The 12,640-nt window shown below is 43.6% G+C and carries 13 protein-coding genes; 9 read left to right on the forward strand and 4 right to left on the reverse strand.

Features of this window, described 5'->3' with window-relative positions; translation table 11 throughout:
* Window positions 1–183: 183 nt before the first annotated feature.
* Window positions 184–660 (forward strand): DM13 domain-containing protein, encoded by a 477-nt coding sequence (locus R7H07_RS00230; RefSeq protein ID WP_005376099.1) that lies wholly within the window; start codon window positions 184–186, stop codon window positions 658–660.
* 208 nt (window positions 661–868) lie between these two features.
* Here the strand turns inward: R7H07_RS00230 and R7H07_RS00235 are convergent, their stop codons facing one another.
* Window positions 869–1,318, reverse strand: a complete 450-nt coding sequence (locus tag R7H07_RS00235) for a YkgB family protein (protein WP_005376100.1) — start codon at window positions 1,316–1,318, stop codon at window positions 869–871.
* A gap of 147 nt (window positions 1,319–1,465) precedes the next feature.
* Between R7H07_RS00235 and R7H07_RS00240 the strand changes: the two genes are divergently transcribed.
* A complete protein-coding gene (locus R7H07_RS00240; RefSeq protein ID WP_042520943.1) occupies window positions 1,466–2,266 on the forward strand; it encodes a PhzF family phenazine biosynthesis protein in 801 nt (266 codons plus the stop codon).
* A gap of 139 nt (window positions 2,267–2,405) precedes the next feature.
* On the forward strand, window positions 2,406–3,104 hold the full coding sequence (locus tag R7H07_RS00245) for an aspartate/glutamate racemase family protein (RefSeq protein WP_170893241.1): 699 nt from the start codon (window positions 2,406–2,408) through the stop codon (window positions 3,102–3,104).
* Window positions 3,105–3,171: 67 nt separating this feature from the next.
* On the opposite strand, the gene R7H07_RS00250 is transcribed toward R7H07_RS00245, so the two are convergent.
* Window positions 3,172–4,875 (reverse strand): FAD-dependent oxidoreductase, encoded by a 1,704-nt coding sequence (locus R7H07_RS00250; protein WP_206958862.1) that lies wholly within the window; start codon window positions 4,873–4,875, stop codon window positions 3,172–3,174.
* Between the two features lie 151 nt (window positions 4,876–5,026).
* On the opposite strand from R7H07_RS00250, the gene R7H07_RS00255 reads away from it, so the two are divergent.
* From R7H07_RS00255 to R7H07_RS00265, 3 genes are read left to right on the forward strand one after another with little or no spacing between them, the layout of a single operon-like run.
* Window positions 5,027–5,317, forward strand: a complete 291-nt coding sequence (locus R7H07_RS00255; RefSeq protein WP_005376206.1) for an ArsR/SmtB family transcription factor — start codon at window positions 5,027–5,029, stop codon at window positions 5,315–5,317.
* 5 nt (window positions 5,318–5,322) lie between these two features.
* Entirely contained in the window at window positions 5,323–5,736 is a 414-nt protein-coding gene (locus tag R7H07_RS00260) for a YeeE/YedE family protein (protein WP_372058356.1), read from the forward strand.
* A gap of 14 nt (window positions 5,737–5,750) precedes the next feature.
* A complete protein-coding gene (locus R7H07_RS00265; RefSeq protein WP_064369247.1) occupies window positions 5,751–6,191 on the forward strand; it encodes a YeeE/YedE family protein in 441 nt (146 codons plus the stop codon).
* Between the two features lie 36 nt (window positions 6,192–6,227).
* Here R7H07_RS00265 and R7H07_RS00270 read toward each other — a convergent pair whose 3' ends face one another.
* Window positions 6,228–7,091: an endonuclease/exonuclease/phosphatase family protein gene (locus R7H07_RS00270; RefSeq protein WP_064369248.1), complete on the reverse strand. Its 864-nt coding sequence runs from the start codon at window positions 7,089–7,091 to the stop codon at window positions 6,228–6,230.
* Window positions 7,092–7,400: 309 nt separating this feature from the next.
* Here R7H07_RS00270 and nrdD point away from each other — a divergent pair, with 309 nt between their 5' ends.
* The gene (gene nrdD, locus R7H07_RS00275) at window positions 7,401–9,521 is read left to right on the forward strand and encodes an anaerobic ribonucleoside-triphosphate reductase (protein ID WP_138940298.1); all 2,121 of its coding nucleotides are present in this window, start codon (window positions 7,401–7,403) and stop codon (window positions 9,519–9,521) included.
* Window positions 9,522–9,605: 84 nt separating this feature from the next.
* Window positions 9,606–10,076 carry an anaerobic ribonucleoside-triphosphate reductase-activating protein gene (gene nrdG, locus R7H07_RS00280; protein WP_005376213.1) on the forward strand — a complete coding sequence of 157 codons (471 nt, stop codon included), beginning with the start codon at window positions 9,606–9,608 and terminating at the stop codon, window positions 10,074–10,076.
* A gap of 84 nt (window positions 10,077–10,160) precedes the next feature.
* On the opposite strand, the gene R7H07_RS00285 is transcribed toward nrdG, so the two are convergent.
* The gene (locus R7H07_RS00285; protein ID WP_206958861.1) at window positions 10,161–11,546 is read right to left on the reverse strand and encodes an MATE family efflux transporter; all 1,386 of its coding nucleotides are present in this window, start codon (window positions 11,544–11,546) and stop codon (window positions 10,161–10,163) included.
* A 120-nt stretch (window positions 11,547–11,666) separates the two neighbouring features.
* Between R7H07_RS00285 and R7H07_RS00290 the strand changes: the two genes are divergently transcribed.
* Entirely contained in the window at window positions 11,667–12,524 is an 858-nt protein-coding gene (locus R7H07_RS00290; protein ID WP_025767758.1) for an AraC family transcriptional regulator, read from the forward strand.
* Window positions 12,525–12,640 lie beyond the last annotated feature (116 nt).

Genomic DNA, 12,640 nt, shown 5'->3' on the forward strand with positions numbered 1-12,640 from the left:
CACAACGACATTTCCGATAAGCAAACGGCTGATATTAATTATCAGCCGTTTTTAATTGCGCTCAGTCTGCATTTAGTGCGCATAGCTTGTGTATAATGTTAATGACATTATGCTGCTCGATAATAGACAGATAAGGCCGATTTGAATCTAATTTCAAGTAGTAAAACTAATAAGAAGATGCTTATGACCTTGAAAAATATAATTAAATTAACAATCAGTCACTTAGTGGCAGTTTCTATTGGCATTGCGATAGGTATCTATACTTTACCGATCCTTATTGCACCACCTGCGCCGACCGATGAACAAGTTGCTAAGAGCAAGCAAGGTGCAGAATACAGCGCAGTGTTTAAGAGGGAACTCAAAGGTAGCGATGCTTTTCATTGGGGAGAGGGAGAGATTCATTTGAGTTCTGAAGTCATTACGTTGGTAGGAAAACTCGCTCCCGGACCAGACTATAAACTCTATCTATCTCCTAAGTTTGTCGAAACGGAACAAGAGTTTAATGACCTTAAATCTGAAATGAGCTTAATTGGTGATGTAAAAACGTTCGATAACTTCGTTGTTGAGGTTCCTCAAAGCACTTCAATTTCTGAATACAATACGGTTGTTGTATGGTGCGAGACATTCGGTGAGTTCATTACTTCGGCAAAGTATCAATAAACCTTAGCAGTAGAGTAAAAGGCTTTTCTTTTCACTTTACGCTAAGATGTTGTTTCGCATAATTAAGAGGCAAAGACTCTTAAACATTCTAAATTTAAGAGCCTTTGTTTAGAGTTATTGACAGAACCATTCGACTTGTTTCGACTTGTAAGTCGTTTGCACCTTTCAGGCTACGTTCTGGAAAAACAAGATTTCGAACTATTTAGAGTTATTCTCTGTTTGGCTTGTTTCGTTCGATGACGCTAATCGCAATGGCTAAAAATAGAATATCTTTTACTAAAAAGAAGTTTGTCACCAAAACCCCATCAGACACTTTCCATGTATTCGGTGTCGTAATTAGAAAGCTGAGTGTCGCAAGAAAAATAATTGCGGCGGCTATGCCAGAAAAATAAGCGACTCGTGTGTTTTTAAGGCCAACGATTAATCCAATAGCGACAATGATTTCTGTTGCGCCAATGATGTTTGATACGGCTTGAACTGACATCACATCATACAACCAACTCATCAGAAAATGATTTTCAACGAGCGGTTGTATAAGCTTGGCCTCTGTAGGTGTGAATTTATAAATACCAATCCATATTAGAACTAAAGAAACGCCGAAAACTCCGATAAGATATCCAATTGAGTCACATTGATGATGGCTTTTTACGTTTTGCATAATTAACTACATTCTCCTGTTTGTTAGCGCTTCCAACAAGACCTATAAGGTTGGTAGAAAATTTCATAGGTTTTTTTCGCTCAAACAACAGATATTAAAAATCACGTGATACAGAATTACGTGTTTGATAGAACTTAAGGATATTTCGTGGAAGTTAAAATTTTTCAGGTTGACTCGTTTACATCAGAGGTTTTCAAAGGTAATCCCGCGGGTGTTTGTATCACAGAGTCAAGCCTTGATGAGGAAACGATGTTGGCCATCGCGGCCGAGATGTCGTTATCTGAAACGGCATTTCTGTCACTCAATACAATGCAACTTCGTTGGTTTACACCGAGGACGGAAGTTGCTTTGTGTGGACACGGCACACTTGCAACGGCGCACGTTCTGAAAGAGCAGGGGTTATATAATACTGGAGATACGATTGAGTTCGTTACGCTATCTGGGGTTTTAACTGCACAACTCGATCATGAAGAAATTCATTTGGTGTTTCCTGCGCCAACTTTAGATATGAGAGCGAGTATTAACAAAGACTTACTTCATGGCTTGGGGCTAGATGCCGCCAATGTAGTCGCCTACGGTCAGTTTGATAATAAGCAGTTGATCGTCATTAATGATGAATTTGTGCTTGAACAGCTCGACCCTGATTTTGGTGCGCTGCTTAAACAAAAAGGCCGTGGCGTCGTCATCACTGCTCAATCAAGCACTGACGCCGATTTTGTCTCTCGATACTTCGCGCCTTGGGTAGGTGTTAATGAGGACCCAGTTACAGGCTCTGCACATTGCGCTTTATGTGTTTACTGGGCTAAAGAGCTCAACAAAAAGCAACTGAAAGGCTTCCAAGCCTCCAAGAGAAGTGGGGTCGTCCATACAGAGTTGTTAAGCACTGAGCACGTTAAGCTTTCTGGAAATGCAGTAACGATATTGCGAGGATATATGAGAATCGCGTAGCGGTCCTTGTGGGAATGATTTTATTTTCGTGTTACCCAATGCTCAATAGTGAAGACGCTTGAATGCTGCTTATTTAAGTGGCTGATTTTTTTTGTAAAAACACCCCTGGCACGGTGGTGTATAACGATTGGAGAGTTATATGAAAACTATCGGTCTTCTAGGTGGTATGAGCTGGGAGTCGACGCTTAGTTATTACAAATTGATCAACGAAGGAGTCAAAGAGGCGTTAGGCGGCCTAAATTCCGCAAAAATTTGTATGTATAGCGTGAATTTTTCGGAGATAGAGAAACTTCAACATCAAGGTAAATGGGAAGAAACGGCAAGCATTCTATCTGATGCTGCATCTTTAATAGAAAAAGGGGGCGCTGACTTCATTCTTATTTGTACTAACACAATGCACAAAGTTGCGCCTCAAATTGAAGCCAGTATTAATATCCCCATACTACATATCGCAGACGCGACTGCTGAGTTACTTCGTGAGAAAGGGGTTCAAAAGGTCGGACTCCTTGGTACTCAATTCACAGTGGAGCAAGACTTTTATAAAGGAAGGCTTTCCGACCGTTATGGGCTTGATGTCGTCATTCCCGATCAAGACGACCGCTCTAAAGTACATAACATTATTTATAAAGAGTTATGCCAAGGTGAAATCAAAGAGGAGTCAAGGACGATATACTTGCAAATTATTGAAAAACTAAAAGAGCACGGAGCTGAAGCTGTGATTCTCGGGTGTACTGAAATTGCCTTACTTGTAAACCAAAGTCACACCGATGTTACACTACTCGATACCACTTCTATCCATGCTCAAGCAGCAGTCCGTTTGGCAATTGAAGGTGAATGATCTACGCTTTCTTTCCTGCAAAAAAAGAGAAAACCAAGCACGTGGTTTTCTCTTTTTTATTATCAAGTTATAAGCGAGCAAATTTGAGAGTTCTGTATCCACCAATCAAGTTGCGGGCTTTGTAACCATTGTTGACCAGCTGACGGTATGCTACGTTACCGCGTAACCCAACTTGACAGTAAATCACGATCTCTTTGTCTTTAGGAAGTTCGTGCATGCGACGACGTAGTTGATCGACAGGAATATTAATTGCACCTTCAAGATAACCAACGGACTCCAATTCACCAGGATTACGAACATCAAGTAACAGTTGGTCTTCTGTCAGTGAATCCATTTCATCATAATGAATCGCGGTCGCATCGCCTTTGATGATGTTATTTGCCACAAACGCCGCTTGGTTAATTACATCTTTAGCAGAGCCATAAGGTGGCGCGTAAGTTAGCTCGAGGTGTTGCAGTTGCTCTACCGTCATACCAGCACGCTGAGCAACTGCCATTACGTCGATACGTTTATCAACACCGTCTTTACCTACTGCTTGCGCACCTAATATTTTACCTGTTACTGGATCAAACAGCATTTTGAATGACACGGTTTCTGCACCTGGGTAGTAACTCGCGTGACTTGCTGTATGCACATACACTTTTTCATAAGCGATGTTTTCACGTTTCAGCTGTTTCTCGTTTTTACCAGTAGAAGCGACGGCTAAATCAAAAATCTTACAGATCGCCGTGCCTTGCGTACCTTGGTAAGTTTCTTGGCGGCCAAGCATGTTGTCTGCTGCAATTCGGCCTTGACGGTTTGCCGGGCCCGCAAGTGGCACTAGAGTTTGCTCGCCAGTCACAAAGTCTTTCTCTTCTACCGCGTCGCCGACAGCGTAGATCGAAGGATCGCTGGTTTGCATGTATTCATTGGTATAAATACCACCAAGAGCGCCGATTTCTAAGCAAGCTTCTTTTGCTAATTTGGTCTCGGGGCGAACACCAATTGCCATAATCAAAATATCGGTGGTGAGTCTTTCACCGTTGTTTAGTGTTAATTCCAATTCACCTTCTAGATGTTGGTGTTTTTCGCTCTCACCAGAGTCGAAACTTGCCACGTGCTCGTTAGGTACGAATTTCACCGACTCAAGTGCGATGCCAAGTTTAAGGTCGATGCCTTTCTCACGAATTTCAGCATGTGCGAAGCCAGCCATTTCACGGTCAACGGGCGTCATCACTTGATCCGCCATTTCAACTAATGTGGTTTTTATGCCTAGCTGGTGGAAGGCTTCCATCATTTCCAAACCGATAAAACCACCACCAACGACCGTAGCGTGTTCAACTTTGTTGGTTTCGATCGTTTTAATGATGCGATCCATATCTGGAATATTGCGCAGCGAGTGCGTTAACGGGTTATCAATACCCGGAATAGGCGGCACAACTGGACCTGCGCCAGGGCTGAGTAGAAGAAAGTCGTAGCTCTCTTGGTATTCCGAGCCATCAAGCAAATTGTTAACCGTAACCGTTTTGTCTTGACGGTTAATAGAAACCACTTCGTTCATCACACGGACATCAACATTGAAACGCGCTAAAAAGCTCTCAGGCGTTTGAAGAAGCAGTTTGCTGCGCTCTTGGATATCGCCACCAATGTGATAGGGTAAGCCACAGTTTGCAAATGACACAAATGGACCGCGTTCAAACATAATGATTTCTGCGTCTTCACTAAGACGACGAGCGCGAGCTGCTGCAGATGCACCGCCAGCAACCCCACCAATAATCACGATTTTGCTCATGGATTTCTCCTGCTGAATGATCGAAAACGCCTACACCTTACTTAAATAAATTAGCTAAGTCTAATGTTATTTAATCTACATTAGCATTGACTTAATAATATTAATTAGTAATATCTAATAAAATGTAATGTAGTAATGAAGAGGCATAAGAATGGGCGACAGTATGCTACAAAGTGCGACCGAAGCGAGTGAGCTGCTTAAAATTATGGCTCATCCAGAGCGCCTAATCGTGATGTGTAAGCTGATTGAGGGCGAGAAAGGGGTCGGTGAACTGTTTGAAGGTTCATCATTAAGCCAATCTGCTTTTTCACAACATCTCACCGTATTGAGAAAGCACGACATTATTAAAGCTAGAAAAGTTTCTCAGCAGGTATTTTATTCAATTTCTGATGAAAGAGTTGGTCCGCTGGTTGAGGCCTTTAAGCAAGTTTTCTGTAAGTAATTAGTTTGGCGGTTGCTATGTTTGAAGTTCCTTGGATGTCGCTGTTGGGCGGCATAATAGTTGGCGTATCAGCGATAACACTGATGCTATTTACTGGCAAGACTGCTGGGATCAGTGGGATCTTAAACGGTGCCGTTGAGAACGCAGATCGCGTTTGGCGCATTGTTTTTTTAATTGCGATGGTATTAGGTGGCGTGTTTGCTGTTTATGTTCTTGGCGGGCATGTACCAGAACAGTACAGCGGTTCTGTTGTTTTAGTTATCGTTGCTGGCTTGTTAGTCGGTGTCGGTACGCGTATCGGCAATGGTTGTACTAGTGGTCATGGCATTTGTGGGATAGGGCGTTTCTCAATCCGTTCTGTGGTCGCGACGTGTACTTTTATGGCCACAGCCATGTTAACCGTCTTGCTAGTATCGTGAGGAATAGTGCCGTTATGAAAACTCATGTAATGAAAAGTATTAAGCAAATGTCCGTTGTTGCATTTTCTGGTGTGCTCTTTGGTATTGGTATGGTGGTCTCTGGTATGGCTGAACCGGCAAAAGTGATTGGCTTTCTCGATATTACTGGAGCATGGGATCCAAGCTTAGCCTTTGTAATGGGCGGAGCACTTGCGGTGTTCGTTCCAGCTTATCTTTTATTAATAAAGCCAAGAAGCGAATCTGTGTTTGGTGATGAGATTGTATGCCCAACTTCTAAAGCGATAGACAAAAAGTTAGTCGGTGGTGCCGTACTGTTTGGTATTGGTTGGGGGTTACTGGGTGTGTGTCCTGGTCCTGCGGTTGCCAGCCTTTTCACTGGCAACACACAAGTTCTGCTCTTTATAGCGGCAATGTTGGCTGGGTCATTCACCGCTAAAAGAGTGGTTCGTCAATAAAGAAAGTACTTCAACGTTAAAAATAGTACTTAAACGCTAAAAAGTGAGTGTCGTAGAAACCGGGCAATGGTCACTCAGTTTATAGTCGAGTACATCTTGTGTTTTGAAAACGGTTTGAACACCAGACGACGCCTTTAAATCACCACTCACAATAATGTGGTCTATCACCGAGCGGAATTGGTGGGTTTTATTCGGATTACGATTAGAACGCACTTTACATTCCGCTTTAGTGTCTTTAGTCACTAGCTTTGCACTAGTATTGTCTGATATCACGTCCCATAACCAATCTCCTTGATAACCCAAGTTGTGGTTAAAGTCGCCAAGCACGACATAATGTTGTTTGTTGTCCTCGCGCGCCTTTATCCACTTAGCTAGTGCCTGTCCTTGTTGTTTCACTATCTTACAATCGCGGTTATTACGATACGCGCCACTGCAACCCGCTTTCAGATGTACAGAGAGTAGGTGAGTCTCGTTTTCTTGGTTTGGATTTAAAACAAGGTAGCTCGCGAAGCGCAGCTTGCTGTTGCCTCGTGTGATAGAGAAGTCTGGCTTGTCTAATACGCTTACGCCATTGCGCACGGCAAAGCCTGTGTATTGGTTGGTGTCGTTAAACTGAAGGTGTCGGTTGGAGGCGTTTGAACGATCGGAAAGATAAATAGTGAAGTCATTGCCAACAGCTTTTTGCATTGCAGCGACGCTTTCGACTTCTTGAAAAGCAAGAATGTCGGCTTGTGTTTTATCCACATAGTGGGTCAGTTTTTCAAAATCTTGTGGTGTTCTCGACACTTTTCCACCATCTATAGATAACCATTCTATGTTCCAACTGGTTAGATTGATGGAGTTTTGAGCAAATGAAAGAGAACTAAAAAGTAATATTAACGTAACAAAAAGTGATCGCATTTTGGCCTGTTGCACTCCTATCTTTTAGCGTATTCCTTTCCATCCTTTATCCTACAAGACCTCCAAAAATAGCAAGTAGATTTAGTACCAATTTTGCAATTTTCATGGTTTTCTTCGCAACTGAGATCAACGCCAATAAGATCGATTTCTTCTTGTTCGCTAGCCAATCTTTATTGATCAAAATCAATGTTTTTGAGTGGTGCTTCTCGTTAAATACGCCACAATATATTGTGTTGCTAGAATAAAAAATAACCCCATATAGTGTGTTTGTGGATAACTCTGTGAGTATGCTCGGGTAAGGAGAACAAGGTGAAACCAATCGTAATCAAACGCGACGGATCAAGAGCTCCGTTCAACAGGGATCGTATCCAAGCAGCAGTTGAAGCAGCAGCGGAAAACAAAGATAAAGATGTCGCTATTTATGCTCTTAATGTGGCTCTTGCTGTCGAGTTACAGTTAAGAGAACACGATGAAGTTCACATCCATGAGATTCAAGACTTAGTCGAAAATGAACTCATGCAAGGTCCTTACAAAGCCCTAGCGCGTTCTTACATTGAATATCGCCACGATCGCGACATCGCTCGTGAGAAGCAAAGTGCACTAACTCGCGAAATCGAAGGTTTGATTGAAGAAAGTAATCTGGATCTAATCAACGAGAACGCGAACAAAGACGGCAAAGTAATTCCGACTCAACGTGACTTGTTGGCTGGTATCGTAGCGAAACACTACGCGAAGACGCACATTCTTCCTCGCGATGTGGTTCAAGCGCACGAAGTGGGTGACATTCACTACCACGATTTAGACTACGCACCGTTCTTCCCAATGTTTAACTGTATGCTTATCGATCTTAAAGGCATGCTGACGCATGGTTTTAAAATGGGTAACGCTGAGATTGATACGCCAAAATCAATTTCGACTGCAACAGCGGTAACAGCACAAATCATTGCTCAAGTCGCGAGCCACATTTACGGCGGTACAACCATCAACCGTATTGATGAGGTTCTAGAACCGTACGTAATCACAAGCTACGAGAAACACCTAGAGATTGCAAAAGAGTGGAACATTGCTGAGCCAGAAGAGTTCGCAAAAGCGCGCACTGAGAAAGAGTGTTACGACGCATTTCAATCTCTAGAATACGAAGTAAACACGCTGCATACAGCGAACGGTCAAACCCCATTCGTTACGTTCGGTTTTGGTCTTGGTACAAGCTGGGCATCACGCCTGATCCAGAAATCGATTCTGAAGAATCGTATTGCAGGTCTAGGCAAGAACCGTAAAACAGCGGTATTCCCTAAACTTGTATTCGGCATCAAAGATGGTTTGAACCACAAATCAGAAGATCCAAACTACGACATCAAGCAACTTGCGCTTGAGTGTGCGTCTAAGCGTATGTACCCAGACATTCTTAACTACGACAAGGTAGTGGAAGTAACCGGTTCATTCAAAACGCCAATGGGTTGCCGTAGCTTCCTTGGTACTTACGAAGAAAACGGTGAGCTGATTCACGAAGGTCGTAACAACCTTGGCGTCGTGAGCTTGAACCTTCCTCGTATCGCTATCCGTGCAAACGGAAGCGAAGAGAAATTCTACGAGCTTCTAAATGACCGCCTACGTCTTGCTCGTAAAGCACTAGAGACACGTATCTCTCGCCTTGAAAACGTGAAAGCACGTGTGGCCCCAATCCTATACATGGAAGGCGCATGTGGTGTTCGCTTGAAAGCAGACGACTCAATCGCAGATATCTTCAAGAACGGTCGTGCGTCTATTTCTCTTGGTTACATCGGTGTACACGAGACAATTAACGCGCTATTCGGTACAGAAGCGCACGTTTATGATGACGCTGTTTTGCGTGAAAAAGCGGTCGCTATCATCAAGCATCTAAAAGATGCTGTGAATCAATGGGCTGACGAAACTGGCTATGGCTTCAGCTTATATGCAACGCCAAGTGAAAACCTATGCAGCCGTTTCTGCCGCATCGATGCAAAAGAGTTCGGTGTGATTGATGGCGTAACAGACAAAGGTTACTACACCAACAGCTTCCACTTGGATGTAGAGAAGAAGGTGAACCCATACGACAAGATCGACTTTGAGATGCCTTATCCAGAAATCTCAAGCGGCGGCTTTATCTGTTACGGCGAGTTCCCGAACATGCAACGCAACGTTGAAGCACTAGAAAACGTATGGGATTACAGTTACACCCGAGTGCCTTACTACGGTACAAACACGCCAATTGATGAGTGTTACGAGTGTGGCTACAACGGCGAGTTTGACTGTACAAGTAAAGGCTTCACTTGCCCAAGCTGTGGCAACCATGATTCAACCAAAGTATCAGTAACACGTCGAGTTTGTGGCTACCTAGGCAGCCCAGATGCACGCCCGTTTAACTTCGGTAAGCAAGAAGAAGTGAAGCGCCGAGTTAAACACCTGTAAGGTTTACTACCACTCGTTTTAACACTTTGAAAATCAACTTTAAACAGGTTGATTTTCTCTTTCGCGATAACACAGAGACGCATTATGAATTACCACCAATACTATCCAATTGACGTTGTTAACGGACCGGGTACGCGCTGCACGCTGTTTGTGTCGGGTTGTGTGCATCAGTGCCGTGGCTGTTATAACCAGTCGACGCAACGTTTGGATTCTGGTGTACTTTTCACGCAAGAAGCGGAAGACAAAATCATCGCTGACTTAAACGACACGCGTATCAAACGCCGTGGCTTATCGTTGTCGGGTGGAGATCCGCTTCACCCTGCTAATGTGCCTCATATTTTGAAGATAGTGAAAAGGGTGAGAGAGGAGTGCCCAGGTAAAGACATTTGGGTTTGGACTGGCTACACGCTGACGGAACTGAATGACGCGCAAAGGGAAGTGGTGCAATACATCGATGTTTTGATTGATGGTAAGTTTGAACAAGACAAGAAAGACCTCAATCTCGAATGGCGTGGCAGTTCAAACCAAATCATTCATCGATTTACGGACATCTAATCAAGCATTCTCCGCACATAAAAAGGGCTCACGCGTGCATAACGGGTGAGCCCTTTTGGTGTGAGTTCGTTAATGTCTTTTTGGTTACGCTGTCACCGATTGGTCATCTTCAACCATATTATTTATCCAACGTTTAGATTGAATACGGTAAGTCGTCAGTACGCCTTTCACTAACTCTTCTGCGAGCAGAGACATCAAGACAAAATGCAAAGGCAGCCCTAACACCATGCCTGTGTAATAAGTAAGGGGGATGCCAATAGCCCACTGACCGAACGTGTCGATGAAAATGCTATAGCGAATATCAGCGCCACTCTTTAGTACGCCGCCAATCCCAACCATGTTAAACACCCTCAAAATCATACCTAGCGCCATGACTAAACATACGTTAAGTGCCATGTCTGCATCGGTTAACGGGCTCAGTACCAATAGGTGATGAATCATGGGCGAGCTCAACCACACTAGGAAAAACAGCAAGGTGGCTAAGATTGCGCTGGTTAACACATACCACCACGCCGTTTTCTCGACTCGGTCATAATGTTTTGCACCAATATCATTCCCAAGAAGAACGGATGCAGCGACCGCAAATCCCATAAAGGTTGAAATCAGTACCCCTTCAATCGGTGATAAGAATGAGATGATCGCCAGTTCTGAAACGCCCAATTGACCATAGATGATGCTGTAAACGATCAATCCACCAGTCCAAAGCGCATCGTGGACCAACATGGGTAAAGAAACCTTAAAGTACTTTTTTCGATACTGTTTTAAGCGGCCTTGTACCCAATCGAACTTAGTCGGAATTAGGTAAGCATATCGTTTGTAGAAAAAATAAATCAAGACGGCGGTTTGGAAAAATCGAGAAACAAAACTACCTACGGCTGCACCAAATACGCCCCATTGAGGGAAACCAAATAAACCAAAAATCAAAACATAATTAAGCGCGACGTTAACGACAATGGCGGAGATACTAACGTTGGTTGCCAGTTTGGTTTGGCCCACGGAGCGCAATACCGCTTCAATCGGTACTACTATCGCCGTAGCAATGAGGCTAAAGCCCGTAACCACAAGATAATCACTTGCATAAGTGACGTATTCAGGATCGTCTGACATAAAAGAGACGATCTCTTCATCAAAAATCGCATAAAGAACGATAAACGGCAGCGTCACCAAAATGGAAATAAACCAAGATTGCGCCAAAGTTCTGCGAATTCCGGCTAGGTTTCCTGAGCCGTAGTATTGAGAAGCAAGTACGGTAACTGCACCGCACAGGCCAAAGACAACCGCTAGGTTGAAGAAAAAGATACGATTTCCAACTCCAACTGCTGCCGTTGCAGATTCTCCGAGTAGGCTTACCATGAAAATATCCACGACACCGAGCAAAGCAAAAAGCATGGACTGAAGTGAAACAGGTAGGCCAATCGTAATCAGCTTTTGCCAAAATGCTTTATCGATGTATTCGCGTGTTAAGAGCATCGCATTTCTCCTTAAAGATTAATGCGAGTAGTTTATCCTCATGATTTGGCGGTGTATTTTTCAAAGGAATCCAAAACCTTTGTAAAACTCTCTACTAACGCACATGTGAGCCAATAAATCATGGAAGATAAACAAGAACGCTACGCGATTTCAGAAAAAACTTATCAAGAGTTTATTGATCACAGTCGAGTATTAGCACTTGAGGAGAGAGGCATTGTGCAGTGCGGCATTGCCACTTGTCGTGACTTCTTCTCTGTTTATCGTAAAAACCAAAAGAAACACATGCTGCTCTATACGGTGCGTGGTAAAGGGTGGCTAGAGAGTGGGACTTATCGATACGATTTGGAACCGGGCTCGTTGATTACAGTACCCGCAGGTGTTGAAAACGGTTTTGGTATAGAAGAAGAACCTTGGCAGATCGCGTGGCTTTTTCTTGCTCCTGATAGAGAGTGGCCGATATTAGAATGCGATGTTCGCTACCAGCTTTCATCTACACCTGAAGTGATGTATGCATGTATCCAAACGTTACTACGCAGCATTAACCTTCCAATCGATTATGGTGGTGCGGTAGGTGAGCATAGTGTGGCTCAGTTAGAGCTGATGTTAAACATGCCGCCCTCAGAGTCGATATCACGCAGCCAATTGAGGCTTCGGCGTGTATTTGACCTTGTCCAACGTCAGCTCCATAAGGATTGGAGCGTTGAGCAGGTGGCGGCTCTATATCCATGTTCGGAGCCTCATTTGCATCGACTGACTCAAAAGCAGTTTGGTCGAAGCCCAATGGCACATTTAACGCGTATGCGCATGGAATATGCTGCTAGGTTACTTCGTTCAACAGAATGGCCAATTCAGCATATTGGAGAAATAGTCGGATATCCGACCAGCGCTAACTTTAGTACACGTTTTAAAGCGTGGTCGACCATGACACCAAGAGAGTTTAGAAAAAACGGTAGAGTGGATTGGTACAACGAGGAGTGAATCGTTCTTTTTCTGAACGATAGAGCGCACAAAACTCACCGCAATCCAGAATTTTGTTCTCTAATTGATGAAATAAGTGAAAAATCATTTCGTCATTTTTTGCGATGGTGTTAACG

This window comes from Vibrio sp. Vb1127 (assembly GCF_033338735.1).
GTDB lineage: Bacteria > Pseudomonadota > Gammaproteobacteria > Enterobacterales > Vibrionaceae > Vibrio > Vibrio alginolyticus.